The sequence below is a fragment of the Pseudomonas sp. IT-P395 genome (assembly GCF_949767675.1).
Taxonomy (GTDB): Bacteria; Pseudomonadota; Gammaproteobacteria; order Pseudomonadales; family Pseudomonadaceae; genus Aquipseudomonas.
Genome location: NZ_CATKPW010000011.1, coordinates 420999 through 441022, shown reverse-complemented (window position 1 = coordinate 441022; position 20024 = coordinate 420999). Strand labels below are relative to the sequence as shown.

Here is a 20024-nt window from a genome sequence, read left to right as displayed (position 1 = left end):
CGCGTCGAACGTGCAGCAACCGTATGACGGAACGTCGTTTTCAGGCCTTAGGCGTTGTTTCGCAACGACACGGCAGCAGCTTGCAACTTATATTCACGGCCGCAGGTCATTAGGCTTGCTGAGGTTGAATCCATCCGCAAACCTCTAACATTGAAGACACCGCCGTGGCCGCTGACCTCGATCGCCGCAACAACCTGTCACTGGACAGCCTCAATTTTTTCCTCGCCGACGTGCGCGACGGTCTCGGTCCCTATCTGGCCATTTACTTACTGGCGGTGCATCACTGGGAGCCGGCCAGCATTGGCCTGGTGATGACCATTGCTGGGGTCGCTGCACTGATCACCCAGACGCCGGCCGGCGCCGGGGTCGACAACAGCCGGCGCAAACGTGCGTTGATTGCGATCGCCGCGCTGCTGGTGACCGGCAGTTGCCTGCTGCTGCCGTTCGTGACGTCCTTCACTTGGGTGGCGTTGACGCAAACCCTGAGTGCGATGGCCGCTTCGATATTCGCCCCGGCCATTTGCGCAATTACCCTGGGCATGACCGGGCCACGAGCGTTCACGCGGCGAACCGGGCGCAACGAAACCTTCAATCATGCCGGCAATGCCTGCGCCGCCCTGCTGGCCGGGGTGTTCGCGTATCTGTTCGGCCCGGTGGCGGTGTTTTATCTGATGGCGGCCATGGCCCTGGCCAGTGTCATTGCCATCGCCTGCGTTTCGCCAGCAGCCATCGACCATGATCTGGCCCGCGGACTGGATCCGGCCGACGCTGGGCATCGTCAGCCTTCCGGTTTGTCGGTGCTGCTGAGCAACCGGCCGCTGTTGCTGTTCGCCATTTGCTGTGCACTGTTCCATCTCGCCAATGCGGCGATGTTGCCGTTGGTGAGTCAAAAACTCGCGCAAGCCAATCTGCAGATGGCCACGCCGCTGACCTCGGCCTGCATCGTCGCGGCGCAACTGGTGATGGTGCCGGCGGCATTACTGGTCGGGGCCAAAGCCGACCTGTGGGGACGCAAACCGCTGCTGCTAGCCGGTTTTCTGATCCTGCCATTGCGCGGTGTGCTCTATACGCTGTCGGACGATGCTTATTGGCTGGTCGCGGTGCAAATGCTCGACGGCGTCGGCGCGGGTCTGTTCGGCGCTTTGTTTCCGATCATGGTCAAAGACCTCACGCAGGGCACCGGGCACTTCAACATTAGCCTTGGCGCACTGACCACGGCCTTCGGGCTGGGCGCGGCGTTGAGCAACGGCCTCGCCGGGTTCGTTGTGCAGGAGGCTGGTTACAGCGCGGCGTTTCTGACCCTGGCTGGGATTGCGGCGGTGGCGGTTGTGTTGCTTGGGGTCGGGGTGCCGGAAACCCAGCGCAATGGCCGTCAGCCTGAACGCGGCGCAGTCGTGGTCAATGCTGAATCCTGAGGCCCGATTGCACTGACTCTCTGCCCACGGGTACTATTGAGATGTATTCTCACTAACATCCGGAAAGCCCACCCGTGCACTCTCCTCCGTCCAGCAAGCTGGGATTCTTTTTCAGCGATCACCATCGTTGGCTGTTTCAGCACATCAATCGACATCTGCGCAACCACGCGGACGCCGAGGACACGGCTGCCGATACGTTTTGCCAGTTGCTGGTGGCGCGTGTCGATCCGGACAGCATCGAGCAACCGCGCGCTTATCTGTCGACCATTGCCCGACGGCTGATGTTCGATCGTCACCGCCGACGCAAGCTGGAACTGGCTTACCTCGAGCGCTTGTCGGCGCTGCCCGAGGCACTCGCGCCCTCGCCCGAGGAACAGCTGCAACTGATTGAAGCGCTGGTCGCCATCGACCGCGCCATCGACGGTTTGCCTTTGATCGTCAAAACCACCTTTCTCTACAGCCAGCTGGATGGCCTGAGCTATGTGGCGATTGCGCAGAAACTTGGGCTTTCGGAGCGCACGGTCAGCCGCTACATGAAACAGGCGTTGCGTCAGTGTTATCTGTGCGAGATGGCACCATGAGCAAGCCGCGCCTGGATGCGGTCAGCGAGCAAGCCATCGACTGGATGGTCAGACTTCGCGCCGGTACGCCTGATGCGGCGTTGCAAGAACGCTTCAATGCGTGGCTGGCGATGGACCGGGCGCACAGCCAGGCTTTCGAGAAATTGCAGGAACGTCTCGCTGGCTCGTTCAACACCGTACGCGCGCTGGATCGACGTTTGCCCGGGCAGGCCGGCGAAGCTCGCCAGGTGCTTTTGCAGCCACAGGCTTCGCGCCGCGACGCACTGCGCGCAATTGCCGGCCTCGGTCTGCTCGGTGGCAGCCTGTGGCTCGGTAGCAAAAGCCAGTTCGGCGAGTCGCTGCTGGCCGATCTGCATACCGGACGCGGCCAGCGGCAAAGCTTCAATCTGGCCGATGGCAGTCGCCTGAGCCTGAACGCTGACAGCGCCGTGGATCTGCGCTTCGATGGCCAGCAACGCGTGGTCATTCTGCGTCACGGTGAGTTGATCATCGATGTCGCCCCCGACCCGCGCCGGCCGCTGATCGTGCGCACCGCCGAGGGCGAATTGCGCGCGTTGGGCACACGCTTCCTCGTTGCTCAGGAACAACACGCCAGTCGTCTTGTAGTGTTGCAGCATTCGGTCGAAGCCCGACTGTTCGACGGCACCGCGCAAGTGGTCGGGGAAGGTCAGTCGGCGGTACTCTCTTCTCGCAGCATCACGTTTGCCAGCGCCGATGAGCAGCGCCGCGCCGACTGGTTGAACGGCCGATTGAACGTGCTCGATGAGTCGCTGGATCGTGTCGTTGACGCCCTACGCCCTTACAGTCGCGGTTTTGTGCGCGTCGCCCCCGAAGTACGGAACCTGCGCGTACAAGGTGTGTTCCCGCTCGACGACCCACAAAAAACCCTCGCGGCATTGGCCGAAACTCTACCGATTCGGGTTGATCACTACAGCCCGTGGCTGACGCTGATCGGCAAAAACTGATGCGCAAAAATTATTTTATGAAAACCATTCTTGTTTGTGTCCGGTTTTCATTTCTCATCCGACCTATCTCCTGACACTTTCACAAAAACAGGAGAACGTTGTGTTCAACTCGTGGCCCCGTACCCTTTCCGTCGCTGTTGCGCTGGCAACGCTGACGACCTCAGCGCTGGCGCAAGACCTCTTGTTCAACCTGCCGGCCGGCCCGCTCGCCAGCACACTCAACGCCATTGCCGGCCAGAGCGGGCAGATCATTTCGCTGGAGCCGGCGCTGGTGCAGGGCAAACGCGCGCCGGCGGTCATCGGGCAAATGCCGGCCGAGCAAGCGCTGCAAAAGGCGCTGGCGGGCAGTGGTTTGCAGCTACGCGTCACGGGGCAAGGCAACTTCAGTGTCGAGCCCGCCATCGACAGCAGTGCGGCGTTGCAACTGGATGCCACCAACATCGTTGAACGCAACTTCGACGCCACCACCGAAGGCTCCGGCTCTTACGCCGCGCGCGCCGTGACCATCGGCAAAGGCACGCACACGCTCAAGGAAATTCCGCAATCGGTCACGGTGATGACCCGCAAGCAGATGGACGACCAGGACCTCGTCGATCTCAAAGACGCGGTCAACAAGACCACCGGCCTGGTCGGCCTGCAGGGCGTGGGCAAAGGCATGATCATTACCTCGCGCGGTTTTCAGATCGACGACTGGCAGTACGACGGCGTGCCGATCCCGCGCAACACCTACGCGTTGGGCAACTGGGCCACACAGGACCTGATTTTCTTCGATCGCCTGGAAATTCTGCGCGGCGCCTCCGGCCTGCTGCAAGGCACTGGCAGCCCCGGCGGCGCGATCAATCTGGTGCGCAAGCGCGGCCAGAACAAGCCCACCGTGACCATCACCGGCAAGGCCGGCTCGTGGGATCACTACGGCCTGCAACTGGATGCCGGTGGCCCGCTGAACAGCAGCGGCACGGTACGTGGTCGTTTTGTCGCCGACGAAGACCAGAGCCAGTCGTTCGTCGATTACGAATGGAGTAAAACCCACTCGCTCTACGGCGCACTGGACTTCGATCTAAGCGACGACACCACCCTCGGTCTGGCCATCAGCAACTCCGATGGCGAGTCACGCCCGATGATTCGTGGCCTGCCCCGCTACGCCGACGGCAAGCCGCTGAATGTGCCGCGCTCGACCTACGGCGGCGCACGCTGGAACCATCTGGACATCGACGTCACCACGCTTTACGCCGATCTCGAGCACCGCTTCAACGACGATTGGGCGTTCAAGGTCGGCGCGGTGCGCATGGACGAAACCAACAAGGGCAAAAGCCAGCGCCTGCAAACCAGCGGCGACGGGATCAACGCCGATGGCAGCGGCATTCAGTACGCCGATTTCGTCACCGATTTCGACGCGACCAAGCTCGGTCTCGACATGAACGTCACCGGCCACTTCGAAGCCTTGTCCATGGCCCATGAAGTGATGCTCGGCGGCAACTACTCGAAATACACCAGCGACGACAAAATCGCCCGAACCTTCAATAACAACACCACCGATACCATTTTCGGCATCGATCACGATCGACCGGACATCAGCTACGAAGGGATTCTCAACACAGCGGGCGGTCAAGCCACGCCGAGCAGATACGAGATCCGCCAGAAAGGTTTGTATGGCAGTTGGCGGATCAAGCCGATCGATCCGCTGACCCTGGTGCTCGGCTCGCGCGTCAGCTGGTATGACTACAGCTATCAATACGCGACGCAAAGAGCCTTCAACGCGGCGATCCCACAACCGGAAAGCACCGTGACGGAAACCGGTGTGGTCACACCCTACGCCGGCATCGTCTACGACTTGAGCCGCGAGTGGGCGGTGTACGCCAGCTACACCGATGTGTTCGAGCCACAGACCAACCGTGACGCGAGCGGCGCCACGCTTAAGCCCGTGGTTGGCAGCAACTACGAGGTCGGCCTCAAGGGCGAATTGATGGATGGCCGGGTAAATACCTCGCTGGCGCTATTCCGCTATGACCAGGAAAACCGCGCCATCAACGACCTCGCGTCGGGCATGGTCTGCGACGGTTGGTATTGCTCCAACGCCGCCGGCAAAGTCCGCAGCCAGGGGATCGAAGCCGAGATCAGCGGCGAAGTCCTGAACAACCTGCAACTGTTCGCCGGCTACACCTACAACACCACCAAGTACCTCGATGACCCGGACAACGAAGGCAAGGTCTTCAGCACCTGGACGCCGAAACACATGCTGCGGGTCTGGGGCGATTACCAGTTCAGCGGCGACTGGGAACGCGTCAGCACAGGTTTGGGCTTCACCACCCAGAGCCATACGCTCGGTTATGAACACACATACGATGTCGGCGGTTACACCGTGTGGAGCGCCCGCCTCGGTTACCAGTTGAGCAAGGACATCGGCCTGGCGGTGAACGCCAACAACCTGTTCGACAAGCGCTACTACACCGCCGCGTACAACCAGCTCAACGGCAACAACAACTTCGGTGACCCGCGCAATGTGATGTTCAGTGTGAAGTACACGCCCGAATTTTGAGGACAGCGTTAAGTGCAAAAATAGAAAGCCTGCTTTTCAAAGCAGGCTTTCTGTTTTGGGTCGCGTCGGCTTACTTCTGCTGAGCCGTCAGCGCCGAGTAGCTGTTCATCAGGTTGCGGTAGTTAGGGATCCGCTGCGACAGCAGATTGCCCAAGCCTTCAATGTCGTTGCGCCAGTCGCGGTGCAGCTCACAGGCCACCGAGAACCAGTTCATCATCTGTGCACCGGCCTGGGTCATGCGACTCCACGCCGCTTGTTGCACGGTGGTGTTGAAGGTGCCGGAAGCGTCGGTGACCACAAACACCTCAAACCCTTCTGCCAGCGCCGACAAGGTCGGGAACGCTACGCAGACATCCGTGACCACACCGGCAATGATGATCTGCTTGCGGCCGGTGGCTTTGATCGCCTTGACGAAGTCTTCGTTGTCCCAGGCGTTGATCTGACCTGGGCGAGCGATGTACGGCGCATCCGGGAACATCTCTTTCAATTCCGGCACCAGCGGGCCGTTCGGGCCTTGTTCGAAACTGGTGGTGAGGATGGTCGGCAGTTCGAAGAACTTGGCCAGATCGGCCAGGGCCAGCACGTTATTCTTGAATTCGTTGGGCGAGAAGTCCTGCACCAGAGAAATCAGGCCGGTCTGGTGGTCGACCAGCAGCACGATAGCGTCATCTTTGTTCAGGCGGTTGTAGGTTGGAGTGGTCATGATGGGCGTCCCTTTTCAATGTTGGAAAGTTGTTGTTGCGTTCAAGTTGTGTACAGGTTACTGACGCATCGAAAGGGGATAAATCGGTTCAAACGCGTTTCACCGTCAACCTGAACAGGACAATTCAGCGACGGTGTTCTCTTCGCTCCCGCATTGAAGCCAGCAAAATCAGGGTTATTAGCTAATAACACCTTCATTAAACAGAAGCTCAAACGTTGTACTAGGATAGGATCCAAGTCTGCGGTATTTCGTCGACCAAGGAGATCGTCGACAGTGCTGCAGACGTTTTTGAATTAACGCCTCTCAGGGATGACACGCATATGAATTCACACTTGTTCCCCCACATCGGCAAGGTCATCGCCAGCACCGGCAGCCGGCACTTTCCGCGCATGCTGCATGACCTGATCCTGACGCAACTGGCGGTAGACGCCACGCACATCCGGCAGATGCGTGTCGAACCGGTGAGCCGCGCGTCGAGCCGCAGTGAGCCGGAGCCACTGAAAGAGCCGGCCCTGCTCGCCGAAACGGTGTTTTCCGAACACAGTGCGGCGGCCCACCACTTACAGAATCCGCCGGCTGCGACCAGCGCGGACGCCTCGCAACTGCACCTGACCCGGCGCAAGGATGGCTACCGCTACGTGATTTCGGTATACCGCAACGGCGAGTCGCAGCGCTTTTCCGCGCAGGAGCGCAGCCTGTTGCAGGACATCTCCCCGGTACTGCTGCCGATGGTGGAAAAACACATCAACGCCCTGCAACCGGCCACCCTTGAACCGCAAACCCCGTCCGAAGCAGCCGAAGGCAGCGGCCTGGAAACCTTGCGCCTGCGCTTTGACGAGCGCCTGGAGCAACTGGGGCTGAGCCTGTCGAATCGCGAAACCGAAGTGTGCGTCGGCCTGCTCGCCGGCCGCACGGCGCCGGAACTGGCCGAGCAGTTGGCGTTGAAGGTCAACACCGTGGAGAGCTATCTGAAACGCGCGGCGATCAAATTGGGCATCAGCGGGCGGCATTCGTTGATGCGCTGGATGTATTCGCCGTTGGAGACGTTGGGATCGAGTGCGGCGTGATAAACGTGGGTTTTGTGCACGGCTCTGGATCGCTACCCCCTCACCCCAGCCCTCTCCCCCAAGGGGGCGAGGGGGAAAGGGAGCAGATTTGTGTAGTTTTCGAGCCTGAGTTCGACGCGATATTCCAGGTCGGCGCACCTCGAAAGAACACCGCGGTCAGTCCCCTCTCCCTCTGGGAGAGGGTTCGCTTTTAATCCCGCGCCAACGCCTCAATCGGATCAAGCCGCGAAGCATTCCGCGCTGGCACAAACCCGAACACAATCCCGATCAACGTCGAGCACACCACCGCCGTCAGCACCGACGCCAGCGAAAACACCATCTCCCACTCCTTGATAAACACCGAAAACAAATGCCCGATCGCATACGACAAGGAAATCCCGATCGCCCCGCCCAACAAACACACCATCACCGCCTCCACCAGAAACTGCTGACGAATGTCCGACTGCCGCGCCCCCACCGCCATGCGAATACCAATCTCGCGAGTCCGCTCGGTCACCGACACCAGCATGATATTCATCACTCCGATGCCGCCGACCACCAGGGAAATCACTGCAATCAGCGACAGCAACAACGCCAGCGAACGGCTGGTTTTCTGCACGGTCTGCAAGACGCTGTCGAGGTTGTTGGTGAAGAAATCCTTGGTACCGTGGCGTTGCAGCAACAGTTGAGTAACGTGCTCTTCCACGACTTTGCTCGGCTGGCCGTCCTTCATGCGCACGCTGATGCTGTCCAGATAACGCTGGCCCAATACCCGTCCGGCCGCCGTTTCATAAGGCACCCAGACATTCAGGGTCTTGCCCGAGGCGAACAGGCTTTTATCCTGCGCCGCCACGCCGATCACCGTGCACGGCAGGTTGCCGATCAGGATCACCTGCCCCAACGGATCCACGTCTTGCCCGAACAAACGCTGGCGGGTGTTGTGATCGATGACCACCACCTGCGCCTGGCGCCGCGCATCGCTTTCGCTGAACGGGATGCCCGCAGCCATTTTGATCCCGCGCACTTTGAAGTACTGATCGCTGACGCCGTTGACTTGGGCGTCGAGGTCGATATTGCGATAGCGCAGCAATAGGCTGCGGCCGATCATTGGCGTGGCGCTGTCGACGTAATACAGCTGATTCAGCGCGGTGACATCGGCCGGCGTCAGGGTTTCGATGGCCGCTGCACGTTTGTCGCCGTAACTGCTGCCGGGATAGACATCAATGGTGTTGCTGCCGATGGCGGCGATGTCCTTGAGCACGTAGTTCTTCGCGCCCTCGCCGACCGCCGAGATCGACACCACGGAAGTAATGCCGATGACGATGCCGAGCATGGTCAGCAAGGTGCGCATGCGATGGGAAATCAACGCCACCCAGGCCATGGCGAACGCTTCTTTGAACAGCCCGAGGCTGGCGACCAGGCGCCGTGACGCAGCCGCTTTCGGTGCCACCGGTTCTTCGCTGAGCAGGTGCGTGGTGTCGCGTTCGTTGGCGCGGTCGCTGAGGATTTCGCCGTCGCTGACTTCGATGATGCGCTCGGCGTTGGCGGCGACTTTCGGGTCGTGGGTCACCAGAATCACCGTATGCCCCGCCGCGTGCAGCTCCAGCAGGATACGCATGACTTCCTTGCCGCTGGCCGTGTCGAGTGCGCCGGTCGGCTCGTCGGCGAGGATCACTTCGCCGCCGTTCATCAAGGCGCGGGCGATACTCACCCGCTGCTGCTGACCGCCGGAGAGCTGGCTCGGCCGATGCGTCAAATGCCCTTCCAGACCCAGTCGCGCCAACAACTCGCGGGCGCGGGCGTGGCGCTGAAGCTGCGGCGTCCCGGCGTAAATCGCCGGCATCTCGACGTTGTGCATCGCGCTCAAATGCGGCAGCAAGTGGTAGCGCTGGAAGATGAAACCGAAGTAGTCGCGGCGCAGTTCGGCCAGGGCCTGATTGTCCAGATCGCGGGTTTCCTGGCCGTTGATCTTGTAGCTGCCGGCAGTGGCGTAATCGAGGCAACCGAGGATGTTCATCAGGGTCGATTTGCCCGAGCCCGAGGCGCCAATGATCGCGACCATTTCCCCGGCATTGATCGTCAGATTGATGTTGTTCAGCGCGAGAAATTCGCGGTCACCGGCGGTGAAACTGCGGGTGATACCGGTGAGCTGTAGCAGTGGCTCGGTCATGCTCAGGCCCCCGCCACATTCGTCAGCGGATCACCGATGACTACGCGATCGCCTTCCGCCAGCCCGGCATTGATCTGCACTTTGACGTTGTTGTTGATCCCGGTTTGCACATTGCGCGATTGCGCGTGGCCCTTGGCGTCGAGCACCCGTACCGGAAAACTGCCATCGGCGTTGCGCGGCCCGAGCGCCGCCACCGGCACGGTCAGCACAGCCTTGGCGGTGTCGAGGATAATGCGCACCTGCGCGGTCATCGATATGCGCAAACGATGGTCGGGATTGGGCACCTCGAACAAGGCGTTGTAGAACACCGCGCTGCTTTGCTTTGGCGTGCCGGCGGGCGGTGTTTCAAGAAAGTTCTGTGGCGCCGGGTCGGTGCCGCGCAGTTTCGCGTAGTAGCGTTTGTCCTCACCGAGAATGGTGAAATACACCTCCTGCCCCGGGGCAATGTGAATCACATCGGCTTCGGACACCTGCGCCTTGACCGTCATGGTGTCCAGATCAGCCAGTTTCAGCAGGACCGGCGCCAGTTGGCTGGCGATCACCGTCTGGCCTTCCTGCGTCACCACCCCGACCACATCGCCATCGATCGGCGCGACAATCCGCGTATACGCCAGATTGACCTTGGCCGTGTCGATCTGGATGTGCGCGCTTTTGATCTGCGCGTCCAGCGACATCAGGTTGGCCTGTTGTACCTGATAGTTCGACTCGGCATTTTCGAAATCCTGGCGCGAGATCGACGCGTCGTCCTGCAGGTTCTTGTAGCGCTCGTAAATCGCTTTGGTCTGCCTCAGTTGAGCCTGCGTGGCGCGCTTTTGCGCTTGCAGGTTTTCCTCATCGACCTGAGCCTGACGCAGGGTGTTCTGCAGCACCAGCGGATCGATTTCCGCCAGCCACTGCCCCTTCTTTACCTTGTCGCCAACCTTGACCTTGAGCGACTTCAATTGCCCGGACACCTGCGCACCGACGTCCACTTGTTTGATGCCTTCGAGCAACCCGGTGGCCAGCACCGCGTTTTCAATATCACCGCGCTCCACAGGCGCGGTCAGGTATTGCGGCGCCTCGGCCGGCGCCTGCACCGCGTAGAACGCCAATCCCGCCACCGCAACCAACGCCAGACCCATACCGACTTTGCGCAACTTCGACTTTTCCATAAATGACCACAAGTCCGTTCAGGGGTGAGCCCGGCCAGCGGCCGGGCTCTGGTAGATAAACAACAATCAGGAAACCACTTGGCCGGCCGGCACTTTCAGGCCGTCATGCCACCACGCCGCGAGACTGAAGACGTTGGGCGCCTTGAGAATCGTGAAGTGGTTGCCCGGCCCGTACCACACCGCCAGATCCGTCACCTGACGCTGCCAGCCTTCGACCATCGCCGCTTGCTCGCGCTGATTGCCCCACGCATCCAGCGTCGGGTCATCGACCAGCGCCAGCCGCACCGCCCCGCTGTAGGCCAGTTGCGGTTGATAGACCGTGCGCAAGGCTGTGGCGAAGGTGCGCACCGGGCCGTGCATGGCCTGCGCTGACGAACGCGCAGACAACACACCGGCGCGCACCATGCCCTCATGCAACAGGCGCATTTGCGTGGTGTCGTCAGCCTCGGCGAACGCCAGCGGATCGATGCCCAACGACTTGCCGCTGGACAGTTGCAGCGTCTCGATCAAGCGTTCCAGCGCGGCGGTCGTCGTATACGGTTTGCCCGCCGTGCGATTGCCACCGGGGGCTTCGCTGTCGATCAGGGTCAACGACGCTACCTCACGCCCGGTCGCCTGCAACTGCGCGGCCATGGCATGCGCGACCCAACCGCCGAACGAATGGCCGATCAAGTGCACCGCACCTTGCGGATACAACTGCTCGACGGCTTGCAGATAACACCTCGCCGCCGCTTCCACCTGGCTGTGCGGTACGCCGCTGCCATCAAGCCCGCGCGGCTGCAGACCGAAAATCGGCCATTCCGGACCGAGCGCTTCGGTCAGGTGAATGAACCCGGTGACACTGTCGCCCGCCCCCGGCACGCAAAAGATCGGCGCATGCCCGGCGTGCCCGCTCTGGATCGTCAACACGGGTTGATAAACCTGTGGTTGCGGGGCCTGCGCAGCGGCCATAGCCTGAGTCAGGGCCTGGCCGAGTGCCTGGATATCCGGGTTTTTCATCATGCTGCGGTGATCCCCCGGCACATCGATGCAGCGCAGCAAACCTGCACCGACCTTGTTCTCCCAGCCACGGCTCGGACTCGGCTGTGCCTGCCCTGGCATCAGTGCCTGAGCGCGGAACAAGTGCACCGGCTGGCTGGCCGGGCTGACCCGGTAATGCGCCAGCGCCAGGCCATGAGCGGCCTCACGATCAAAGTAACTCCAGGCATCCGCTGCGCTCAGTGCGGCCAGTTCCGGGTCAGGCAATTGCTGTTCGCAGCAGCGCTGGAACAGTTCATCGAAGGCGATGAGCTCGACTTCAGCCTCCAGCCGCTCGACCTCAGCCATCGCTGGCAGCCCTTCTGCCCCCCGCATCTGCGAACGCGCGCGACAGTGTTCAAGCAATTGACGCTTGTCGCGATGCGCGCCGCTCCAGCGGGTTTTATCCTGACTCGCAGGATGTGGCGCGTAGGTATCGAGCAGGCCGACAAACGCTACCGCCTCATCGAGACCGAGCAATTGCTGCGCGATTTCATACGCCAGCAAGCCACCAAACGACCACCCGGCCAGACGATACGGCCCATGCGGCTGCACCGAGCGGATGATCCCGACCATCCGCGCGGCCATGCATTCAAGGGTCCGCAGTTGCGGCTGCCCCAGCGGCACACCGGGCAAACCGTAAATCGGAAACTGCCCCTCGATATGCAGGCCCAATGCCGGGAAATACACGTCCCGACCGCTGAATTCATGGATCAGGAACAGCGCATTGCCGCCTTCGCCCGGTCGCACCACGACCAGTCCTTCCGGCTGTGCGGGCACGGCATGGTGCTGACTGAGCAGCGCCGCCAGCGACTCGACACTCGGCCGCTGGAACAACTGCGCCAGCGTCACCTGCTGCCCCGCACGTTGCAGCAGGTTGACCAGACGAATCGCCAACAGCGAATGCCCGCCCAACTCAAAGAAGTTGTCGTGACGTCCGACCCGCTCGACATTCAGCACTTCACCCCAGACCTGCGCGAGCAAGCTTTCGACCTCGCCTTGCGGCGCTTCGTAGTGGCGGCTGAGCACCGCGTCGATGCCCGGTGCCGGCAGCGCCTGACGGTCGATCTTGCCGTTGGGACTCAACGGTAAAACGTCGAGCGCAACAAAGGCGCCCGGCACCATGTACTCGGGTAATTGTTCGAGGATGAACGCGCGCAGCGTGTCGATCGTGGGCGCTGCACTGCCCTCGCGCACCGTGAAATACGCGACCAGACGCTCGTCGCGCATCAGCACGACCACCTCGCGCACATCCGGGTGCTGGATCAACCGCGCTTCGATTTCACCGAGTTCCAGACGCAAGCCATGCAGCTTGACCTGGAAGTCGTCGCGCCCGAGGAATTCGAGGTTGCCGTCAGCGCGGTATCGCACCAGATCGCCGGTGCGGTACAGGCGATCACCGGCCACAAACGGACTGTCGATAAAGCGCTCGGCCTGCATCTGCGGCAGCCCCATGTAACCGCGCGCCACGCCGATGCCGCCGATGTGCAACTGGCCAATGACGCCGAGCGGCACCGGTTGGTCATGGGCATCGAGTACATACAGACGCGTGTTGCAGATGGCTTTGCCGATCGGCAATTCAGACGTTGGCACCGGCATGTGCGGTTCCAGGGTCCACGCCGTGCTGTCAACCGTGGCTTCGGTCGGGCCATACACGTTATGCAGGCGCACCCACGGCAGGTGCTGGCGCACAGCAGCGGCCAGCGCCGCGGTGAGTTCGCCGCCACCGCAGAACACATCGGTGAGGCTGGTGCATTCACTGACATCCTGCAGTTCAACAAACTGCTGCAACAGCGCCGGCACAAACTTGACCACCGTCACACGTTGCTGACGAATCACTTGCGCCAGATACGCCGGTTCCCGATGGCCGCCCGGCCGTGCCAGCACCAGACGCACACCGGCGGTCAGCGGCCAGAAGAACTCCCACACCGAACCATCGAAACTGAACGGCGCTTTTTGCAACAGCGCGCCGTCCGTGCTCGGCGGGCAAATCTGCGAGCCCCAATGCACCAGATTGCACAGGCCGCGATGCTCGAGCATTACGCCTTTCGGTGTGCCGGTCGAACCTGAGGTGTAGATCATGTACGCCAGATTCGAGGCGTTCAGACCGGGCACTTGCGGATTGCTTGCCGATTGTTCGTGCCAGCTGCATTGGTCAAAGTCGATCACGGCCACGTCGGTCCCGGCAAACAGCACACGGGTGGCCGTCTGCACCAGCACCGCCACCGGCGCGCAGTCCCTGAGCATAAAGTCCAGGCGCTCCGCCGGATAAGCCGGATCCAACGGCACATAAGCACCACCGGCCTTGAGAATGCCGAGCAACCCCACCATCAGATCAAGCCCGCGCTCGACGCACAGCGCCACTCGCGCATCCGGCCCCACGCCCTGCTCGCGCAAATGATGTGCGAGGCGGTTGGCGCGGGCATTCAGCTCGCGATAGGTCAGGCTGTGTTCGCCAGCCTGCACGGCGATGGCGTCCGGCTGACGCTGCACCTGTGCTTCAAACAGGCTCTGGATCGGTTGCTCGACCGGGCAATCAACCGCCGTTGCGTTGAAATCGCCGAGCAAGCGCTGCTGCTCTTCCGCCGCAAGCAGGTTGACCTGCGCCAACAGCGCCTGATCATCACTGACCAACGCCGCCAGCAAGCGCTGCAAGTAACCGACAAAACGCCGCACGGTCGACTCATCGAACAACGCCGTGGCGTAGCGCAGCGCGCCACGGATGCCTTGCGGGTTCTCACCGAGGCTCAGCGACAGGTCGAACTTCACAAAGTGATTTTCCCCGGCCACGCCTTCCAGCGTGAGACCGTCCAGTGCCAGGGCGGGCGCCACGCTGCTGTCCCAGCTCACCAGGGTCTGGAACAACGGTGTGTGGGAAAGGCTGCGCAGCGGTCGGGTGATTTCCACCACGTGTTCGAACGGCAGATCCTGATGCGCCTGCGCGGCCAGAGTCTGCACCTTGACCCGCGCCAGCAGCGCCGCACCGGTCAGATCGCCCGAGGTATCGATGCGCAGCGCCAAGGTGTTGACGAACATGCCGATCAGCCCTTCGATCTCGGCGCGGGTACGGTTGGCTACCGGCGAGCCAATGACCACATCGGACTGCCCGGACAGGCGCGCGAGCAACATTGCCCAGGCGCTCATTAGCACCATGTACGGTGTCACGGCATGACGCTGACACAACGCCCTCAGGCCGGCGCTGGTCTGCTCGTCCAGCACGATCTCGACACTGCCGCCGTGGTGATCCTGTTGCGCCGGACGTGGACGGTCGGTTGGCAGGCTCAGCAACGCCGGAGCGCCGGCCAAGGTCTGCTGCCAGTAATCGCCTTGACGCTGCAGCACCTCACCGCTGAGCCAGCGCCGTTGCCATACCGCGTAGTCGGCGTATTGCAAGGCCAGCGGCGGCAGCGGATCGTCCTCGCCGTGACTGAACGCCTGATACAGCGCCATCAATTCACGGGTCAGCACGCCCATCGACCAGCCATCGGAGATGATGTGGTGCATCGTCAACAACAGCACATGGTGCTCATCGGCCAGACGCAGCAACCGTCCGCGAATCAACGGACCGTCCTGCAAATTGAACGGTCCGCGTGCTTCAGTTTCGATCAGCGCGCGCAAGGCCTCGTCGGTCTGCGGCTGTTGTCGCCAATCCTCCTCAATCAGCGACAGGCCACTGTCGACCGGGGCAATCAGCACCTGTGCTTCGTCGTTCAATTGCGCGAATCGACTGCGCAGGCTTTCGTGACGCGCGACGATCCGCACCAATGCCCGGTGCAGCGCCTCTGCGTCGAGTCGTCCACGCAAATGCAGGCCCAAGGGAATGTTGTAAGCGGTATTACCGCCGCCCATCTGCGCGAGGAACCACAAGCGTTGCTGGGCGAACGACAGCGGCAGCGCCTGATCGCGCGGCGCCGGCAGAATCGGCGGCAAGCTGCTGCGTTCGGCCTGACTCAATACGTTGGCGACCGCCGCCAGTTCCGGATTGGCAAACAGATCGGCCAGCGCCAGCTCCACGCCCAATTGCTGGCGCACCTGAGAGAGCATGCGCATGGCCAGCAATGAATGGCCGCCGAGTTCGAAGAAGTTGTCGTGACGGCCGACCTGTTCGACCTGCAACACCTCGGCCCAGACCTGTGCGAGGCTGATTTCCAGTGGATTGGCCGGCGCCTCGTAGACCCGACTGAGCAGCGCCTCTTGGGTCGGTGCCGGCAGTGCCTTGCGGTCAACCTTGCCGTTGTTATTCAGTGGTAACACATCGAGTTGCACCCACGCGGTGGGCACCATGTATTCCGGCAGGCGTGCGTGCAACTGAGCGTGCAGTTCAGCGCTGTCCAAATGCTCATCGTGCACGGTGTAATACGCCACCAGACGCGTGGCGTCCTGGCCGTCGCGGCGCGCCAGCACCACGGCTTCCCTGATCCCCGCGCAGTTCAGCAGGCGACTCTCGATTTCTCCCAGCTCGATGCGGAAACCACGAATCTTCACCTGATCATCGTTGCGGCCGATGCAATCGAGTTGTCCCGGCGCCAGCCAGCGCGCGAGGTCACCGGTGCGATAAAGCAACGCGCCCGGCGTCTCGCTGAACGGATCGCGGAGGAATTTCTCGGCGGTCAGATCCGGCCGGTTCAGGTAACCCAGCGCCACGCCCTGCCCGCCGATGTACAGCTCGCCGGTCACGCCCATCGGCACCGGTTGCTGATACGCGTCGAGCACGTACACCTGCGTGTTGCCAATCGGTCCGCCAATCGGCACGCTCTCGGCGTTTTCCGCCACTTCACGCACTTCGAATGTCGTGGCGTACGTGGTGGTTTCGGTCGGGCCGTAGCAATGCACGATGCGCAATGCCGGGGCCTCGGCCAGCAGTCGCCGGAACGCCGCCGGATCGCCACGCTCACCGCCACACAGCAGCATCCGCAGGCCCTTGAGCGCCTGCGGGATCAGTTGCACGTATTGGTTGAACAGCGCGGTGGTGACGAACAGGATCGTCGCGCCACTGGCACTCAGTTCACGGCCGAAGGCATTCGGATCGAGCAGCGTTTGATGGTCGATGATCACCACGCGACCGCCATTGAGCAGCGGCCCCCAGATGTCCATGGTGCTCGCATCGAACGCCGGGTTCGAGGCGAAGACCACACGATCCTGCGCATTGAAATCGGCATAACCGTTGTTGAGCACCAAGCGGCCGATGCCCCGGTGCGGCACCATCACCCCTTTCGGCGTGCCGGTAGAGCCGGAGGTGTACATGATGTACGCCAGCGCCTCGGAAGACTGCAGCAGGTTCGGGTTATGCGTCGGCTGGCCGTTGAGGGTCAGCATGTCCAGATCGATACGCGGCGCGGCGTAGTCGATGACTTCGCTGCTGAGGGTCAACAGCGCCACCGCCTGGCAATCCTCAACCATGAACGCCTGGCGCTCGCTGGGTGCGTTGATGTCCAGCGGCACGTAGGCCGCCGCGCATTTGGCAATGGCCAGTTGCGCGACCAGCAACTCCAGCGAACGTGGCAGCAGGATCGCCACGTGATCGCCCGGCTGCACGCCGTGGGCGATCAGATGATGGGCCAGGCGGTTGGCTTGGGCATTCAGCTCAAAGTAACTCAGCGAATGCGCGCCATGCACCGCCGCCACCGCTTTGGGATGCGCAGCCGCCTGCTGCTGGAAAATCCCGTGCACGGTCAGTGTTTGCGGGTAGTCACGCACCGTGGCGTTGAAGTCGTACAGCAAACGCTGGCGCTCATCCGCCGCCAGCAACGGTACCTGTTCCAGTACCGTTTGCTCACCGCCAATCATCGCTTCGAGCAGACGTTCGAAGTAGCCGATATAACGCTTGATCGTCAGCGCATCGAACAGCGCCGTGGCGTAGTTCAGCGTGCCGCGAATCGCTCCATTGACCTCGCCCAGTGTCAGCGTCAGGTCAAACTTGGCGACATCGCCCGGCCCGGCCACGCCCTCCAGCGTCAGATCAGCCAACGCCAGTTGCGGGCCGACGCTGCTGTCCCAGTTCAGCGTGGTCTGGAACAGCGGGCTGTGCGCCAGGCTGCGCAGCGGCCGGGCGATTTCCACCACTTGCTCGAACGGCAGATCCTGATGCGCCTGCGCCGCCAGTGTCTGCGCCTTGACCCGCGCCAGCAGCGCTTCGACGTCCACCGCGCCCGAGGTGTCGATGCGCAAGGCCAGCGTATTGACGAACATGCCAATCAGGCCTTCGACTTCTGTGCGAGTGCGATTGGCCACCGGCGTACCGATCACCACATCGGTTTGCCCGGACAGACGACTCATCAACAGCGCCCAGGCGCTCATCATGGTCATGAACAGGGTCACGCCGTGACGTTGGCTCAAGGCCTTGAGCCCCGCGCTCAGGCGCGGGTCCAGCAGCACGTCGACGTTGCCGCCGGTGTAATCCTGTTGTGCCGGACGCGGGCGATCGGTGGGCAGCGTCAACACGGCCGGCGCACCGTCGAGGGTTTGCTGCCAGTACTCGCTTTGCCGCTGCAGCACCTCCCCGCTGAGCCAGCGGCGCTGCCACACGGCGTAGTCGCCATATTGCAGCGTCAGCGCTGGCAGCGGATCAGGCTGACCCTGGCTGAACGCTTGATACAACGCCATCAACTCAGCCGTCAGCACGCCCATCGACCAGCCATCGGCGACGATGTGGTGCACGGTCAGCAACAGCACATGATGATCGTCGGCCAAGCGCACCAGTCGCCCACGAATCAGCGAATCATTCTGCAGATCAAACGCGGTCGAGGCTTCCTGCGCCATCAATCCCTGCAAGGTGAGCTCGGCTTGCAAGGCTTGGCGCAGATCGTCCACGCGCAAAAGCAAACCGCTGTCGACCGGGGCAATCGATACCTGCGCAGTGTCGTCGAGGCGGATGAAACGGCTGCGCAGGGTTTCGTGACGAGCGACAATCCGTGCCAGCGCCGCTTGCAGGGCGTCGCCGTCGAGGTGACCGCGCAGGCGCAGGCCGAGAGGAATGTTGTACGCCGAGTTGCCACCGGCCATTTGCGCGAGGAACCACAGACGTTGCTGGGCGAAGGACATCGGCAGCGGTTGATCACGCGGTGCCGGCACAATGTCCGCTAGCGCGCTACGCCCGGCGCGGCTCAATACTTCAGCAACCGCACTCAATTGCGCATCGGCAAACAGATCACTCAGCGCCAGTTCGACGCCGAGGCGCTGACGGATCAGCGAAACCATGCGCATCGCCAACAGCGAATGACCGCCGAGTTCGAAGAAATGATCGTGACGGCCGACCTGCTCGACTTGCAGCACTTCGGCCCAGATCTGCGCCAGTGCGGTTTCCAGCTCACCTTGTGGTGCTGTGTATTCGCGGCTGAGTAACGTAGCGTCGTCAGGCTTGGGCAAGGCTTTGCGATCAACCTTGCCATTGTTGTTCAGCGGCAACCTATCCAGTTGCACCCACGCTGACGGCACCATGTATTCCGGCAGTCGTGCTTGCAACTGCTTGTGTAGCTCGGCGCTGTCCAGCTGTTCAGCGTGAGCGGTGTAATACGCCACCAGACGCGTGGTTTGTTGACTGTCCTGGCGAGCCAGCACAACCGCTTCCTTGACCCCGGCACAGCTGAGCAGGTGGTTTTCGATTTCGCCCAGCTCGATACGGAAGCCGCGAATCTTCACCTGATCGTCGTTCCGTCCGATGCAATCGAGTTGCCCCGGCGCCAGCCAACGCGCGAGGTCGCCCGTACGGTACAGAAGCGCGCCGGGTTTATCGCTGAATGGATCGCGAAGGAATTTCTCGGCAGTCAGATCCGGCCGGTTCAGATAGCCCAGCGCCACACCCTCACCGCCGATATACAACTCACCGGTCACGCCCATCGGCACCGGTTGTTGATGGGCATCCAACAGGTAAACCTGCGTGTTGCCGATCGGCCCGCCAATCGGCACGCTCTCGGCGTTTTCCGAGACTTCGCGCACCTCAAAGGTGGTCGCGTATGTGGTGGTTTCGGTCGGGCCGTAGCAGTGCACGATACGCAGCGCTGGCGCCTCGGCCAGTAACTGTCGGAACGCCGCTGGATCGCCCCGCTCGCCGCCACACAACAGCATACGCAAGCCTTTGAGCGCCTGCGGAATCAGTTGCACGTACTGGTTGAACAGCGCGGTGGTGACGAACAGGATCGTCGCCCCGCGAGCACTCAATTCACGGCCGAAAGCGTTCGGGTCGAGCAGCGTCTGATGGTCGATGACCACGACGCGACCGCCATTGAGCAATGGCCCCCAGATGTCCATGGTGCTGGCGTCGAACGCTGGATTGGAGGCAAACACCACCCGATCCTGCGGGTTGAAATCGGCATAACCGTTGTTGATCACCAACCGGCCGATGCCTCGGTGCGGCACCATCACGCCTTTCGGTGTGCCCGTGGAACCGGAGGTGTACATGATGTACGCCAGCGATTCCGAGGTTTGCGAAAGGTTCGGGTTT

The 20024-nt window shown here is 62.0% G+C and carries 9 protein-coding genes (1 of these 9 only partly in view); 5 read left to right on the top strand and 4 right to left on the bottom strand.

The annotated features are described in order from the left end of the window. Positions 1 to 164 precede the first annotated feature (164 nt). The 4 genes from ACM6IN_RS10485 (at position 165) to ACM6IN_RS10470 (ending at position 5497) form a co-directional block, all read left to right on the top strand. Positions 165 to 1415 carry an MFS transporter gene (locus tag ACM6IN_RS10485; protein WP_414915936.1) on the top strand — a complete coding sequence of 417 codons (1251 nt, stop codon included), beginning with the start codon at positions 165 to 167 and terminating at the stop codon, positions 1413 to 1415. 74 nt (positions 1416 to 1489) lie between these two features. Next, the gene (locus tag ACM6IN_RS10480; RefSeq protein ID WP_134177817.1) at positions 1490 to 1996 is read left to right on the top strand and encodes a sigma-70 family RNA polymerase sigma factor; all 507 of its coding nucleotides are present in this window, start codon (positions 1490 to 1492) and stop codon (positions 1994 to 1996) included. Next, positions 1993 to 2961 (top strand): FecR family protein, encoded by a 969-nt coding sequence (locus ACM6IN_RS10475; protein WP_134177816.1) that lies wholly within the window; start codon positions 1993 to 1995, stop codon positions 2959 to 2961. Before ACM6IN_RS10480 ends, ACM6IN_RS10475 begins: the two co-directional genes overlap by 4 nt. A 100-nt stretch (positions 2962 to 3061) precedes the next feature. Beyond that, a complete protein-coding gene (locus tag ACM6IN_RS10470; protein WP_414915935.1) occupies positions 3062 to 5497 on the top strand; it encodes a TonB-dependent siderophore receptor in 2436 nt (811 codons plus the stop codon). Between the two features lie 70 nt (positions 5498 to 5567). Here the strand turns inward: ACM6IN_RS10470 and ycaC are convergent, their stop codons facing one another. Then, entirely contained in the window at positions 5568 to 6200 is a 633-nt protein-coding gene (ycaC, locus tag ACM6IN_RS10465; protein WP_007915995.1) for an isochorismate family cysteine hydrolase YcaC, read from the bottom strand. Between the two features lie 320 nt (positions 6201 to 6520). Here ycaC and ACM6IN_RS10460 point away from each other — a divergent pair, with 320 nt between their 5' ends. Next, complete coding sequence (locus ACM6IN_RS10460) at positions 6521 to 7267, top strand: response regulator transcription factor (RefSeq protein ID WP_414915934.1); 747 nt, start codon at positions 6521 to 6523, stop codon at positions 7265 to 7267. A gap of 190 nt (positions 7268 to 7457) precedes the next feature. Here the strand turns inward: ACM6IN_RS10460 and ACM6IN_RS10455 are convergent, their stop codons facing one another. From ACM6IN_RS10455 to ACM6IN_RS10445, 3 genes are all read right to left on the bottom strand, one after another. Then, on the bottom strand, positions 7458 to 9416 hold the full coding sequence (locus tag ACM6IN_RS10455) for a MacB family efflux pump subunit (RefSeq protein ID WP_414915933.1): 1959 nt from the start codon (positions 9414 to 9416) through the stop codon (positions 7458 to 7460). A 2-nt stretch (positions 9417 to 9418) separates the two neighbouring features. After that, on the bottom strand, positions 9419 to 10567 hold the full coding sequence (macA, locus tag ACM6IN_RS10450) for a macrolide transporter subunit MacA (RefSeq protein ID WP_007915987.1): 1149 nt from the start codon (positions 10565 to 10567) through the stop codon (positions 9419 to 9421). 66 nt (positions 10568 to 10633) lie between these two features. Further along, on the bottom strand, positions 10634 to 20024 hold the 3' portion of the coding sequence (locus ACM6IN_RS10445) for a non-ribosomal peptide synthase/polyketide synthase (RefSeq protein WP_414915932.1). Its footprint extends 8462 nt past the window's final position; the window shows 9391 of its 17853 coding nt (coding positions 8463-17853); its start codon lies off the right edge, out of view; its stop codon occupies positions 10634 to 10636.